The 1,989-nt window shown below is 64.8% G+C and carries 2 protein-coding genes; both read right to left on the bottom strand.

Translation table 11 applies throughout. From position 1 onward, the window contains the following. Positions 1 to 355 precede the first annotated feature (355 nt). Positions 356 to 1,237 (bottom strand): dienelactone hydrolase family protein, encoded by an 882-nt coding sequence (locus Q0996_RS15595; RefSeq protein ID WP_299621642.1) that lies wholly within the window; start codon positions 1,235 to 1,237, stop codon positions 356 to 358. 155 nt (positions 1,238 to 1,392) lie between these two features. Beyond that, positions 1,393 to 1,989, bottom strand: a 597-nt coding sequence (locus tag Q0996_RS15590) for a flavin reductase family protein (protein ID WP_299621639.1), incomplete at its 5' end; no start/stop codon positions are given.

Here is a 1,989-nt window from a genome sequence, read left to right as displayed (position 1 = left end):
CGGATCATGTTTAGACGGAAACACTTCCGTGTTTGCGTCTAAACATGTGAATCCGCTCTACACTTAAGAATTAGAGCAGATTCACCTGGTCCGATGGATTGCTCCCGCGATTCCATCGAACCAGGATCTGCTCTAAGGGGACGGGCCGAGCCACAAAACCAGAAACCGCCTTATCAGGCTGCTGAAGTCGTATTTCCAGGAGGCACGCAACTCTTCGAGACGCGGTTCTGCGAACCGCTCCTCAGGGTGAGGTGAGGTGGTGGACTGATTGACCTCATGGTGAGGAGCCCTCTTGGAACAAGGGGGCGTCTCGAACCACGAGGTCAATCACTGAACGTGCGCTCTCGACAGCCTCCTAAACCAGATGCGCCTTGAAGTGGGCGATGGTGCGGTCCCAGGCGAGGTTCGCCGCCGCTTCGTTGTAGCGCGGCGTGGAATCGTTGTGGAAGCCGTGGCGGGTGCCCGGATAGCTGTGCATCTCATAGCGCACGTTGTTGGCCTTCAGCGCCGCCTCGTAGTCCGGCCGCATGGCATTCACGCGCTGGTCGTCCTCGGCATAGTGGATCATCATCGCGGCGCGGATCTTGGGAACCTCTGCGGTGGCCGCGGCGCGCCCGTAGAAGGGCACACCCGCGCTCAGATCGCCGCCCAGGGTCACCGCCAGGTGGTTGGTGGTGCCGCCGCCCCAGCAGAAGCCGGTGGCCCCCAGCTTGCCGGTGGAGGCTTCGTGGTCCTTCAGATAGCGCGCGGAGTTCACCATGTCCTGCAGCAGCTTCGGCTGCTCCAGGGTGCGCTGCATGGCGCGACCCTCGTCGTCGTTGCCGGGATAGCCGCCGATGGGATAGAGGCCATCCGGCGCCAGCGCCAGGAAGCCAGCCACCGCGGCGCGACGCGCCACGTCGGCGATGTAGGGGTTGAGGCCGCGGTTCTCGTGGATCACCAGCACGGCGGGGAAGGGGCCCTCGCCGCTCGGCTGCACGAGATAGCCGCGCATCTCGCCGGAGGTGCCGCCCGGCGAGGGATAGGTCACATAGCGCGGGGTGATGCGCTCGTCGTTGAAGGAGATGGTCTCCGCCGCCGCGTAATTCGGCATCATGGCCTGGGCCAGAGCGAGGGCTGAGACGCCGCCCACGGTCAGGGCCGAGGCACGGCTCAGGAACTCCCGCCGCTCGATACGGCCATGGCAATAGTCGTCGTAAAGATCGTAGACGCGCTTTTCGACCTGGTCCTTTTCCATCTCCCTGGCTCCTTTCCGCGTTGCCGATTTCGGGAAGGTTCTCCCGAACACAACCATTCGTTCAGCCTAAGCGGGCAGCCTAAGCGGAATCGCCAGGCACCTCAAAGTCACAATGATGACAATTCCGGGGCGCGCGCCCCAGAGGCATAGGGGGCTTAGTCCGCGGCTTCGTCCAGGGGCCAGGAGGGACGGGCCATGGCAAAGACCTCGTCGACGCGGGTGTAGTCCATGTAGCCGAGGCGGGCGATGGGCTTCACCTTGGCCATGTCCACCAGGCCGTCGGTCAGCACCGCCTCGTCGATATGAATGCCAATGACCTCTCCGAAGACCACGGCGTTGCGGGAGTCCAGAACAGTGGAGGGCAGATCGACGGTCTGCAGGTAGCGGCATTCCAGGTGGATCGGCGAAGCCGCCACCCGCGGCGGCTTCACCAGCGTCGAGGGGATCAGCGCGAGCCCGGCGAACTCGGCCTCGTTGACCTCCGCCGGGGCCGGCGCGGAAGTCTTGTTCATGGCCTCCCGCAGGTCCCAGGTGACGATGTTGCAGACAAACTCCCCGGTGCGCTCGACATTGGCCAGGGAATCCTTGGAGCCGTCCGGCGGCCCGTCGGCCTTGCGCCCGCCGGGGGCGAACATCACCACCGGCGGCTCCCCGGCCACGCCGTTGAAGAAGCTGTAGGGGGCGAGGTTCACCGCCCCCGCCTCGTTCACCGAGGTGATCCAGCCGATGGGCCGCGGCACGATGCAGGCCTT

The organism is Pelagibius sp. (assembly GCF_028289705.1).
Classification (GTDB): Bacteria; Pseudomonadota; Alphaproteobacteria; order Kiloniellales; family Kiloniellaceae; genus Pelagibius.
Note: the sequence above shows the minus strand (reverse complement) of the source record. Positions and strands in the feature narration are given on the sequence as shown.